The organism is Desulfovibrio sp. OH1186_COT-070, assembly GCF_003860215.1.
Lineage (GTDB): Bacteria > Desulfobacterota > Desulfovibrionia > Desulfovibrionales > Desulfovibrionaceae > Desulfovibrio.
The window spans coordinates 1-417 of record NZ_RQYH01000183.1; the positions used below are offsets into that span (position 1 = coordinate 1).

Below are 417 nucleotides of genomic sequence, written 5' to 3' on the forward strand. Positions count from 1 at the left end.
GAATACCTCCAATTTCGCAAGAACTAAGAGAGAAAATGCCAACTATTATTTTCTCTGAAAGTTACTAATAATCAAGTATTAACTAAAAAACAAAACAAAAATGAAGATAAAATCAGTTTTTGGCGCATATTCAGAAAATATGCAGGCTATAATAGATGCCACAAATGACAGATTTGCACCTACTTTTTATCAAAGATTTTTTGATTTTGCACCTGCTCAACAAACGCTGACTTTTACATCAGCTATTGGTGCAAGTAGAATAGAAGCAGCTGCTTCGGTTGTAAATCGTTCAAGTTCGGCACCTTTAAGAAGTCGTGCGGGACTTGAAAAATATCAAGGAGAAATACCTGCTATTAAAGAGAAATTCGTAATGAGAGAAGAAGATTATCGCGATTTCTTAGCTTTACAGGCTTTGAA

At 34.3% G+C, this 417-nt stretch carries 1 protein-coding gene; it reads left to right on the forward strand.

The annotated features are described in order from the left end of the window. Nucleotides 1-100: 100 nt before the first annotated feature. On the forward strand, nucleotides 101-417 hold a 317-nt coding region (locus EII23_RS12455; protein ID WP_221620427.1), incomplete at its 3' end, for a hypothetical protein.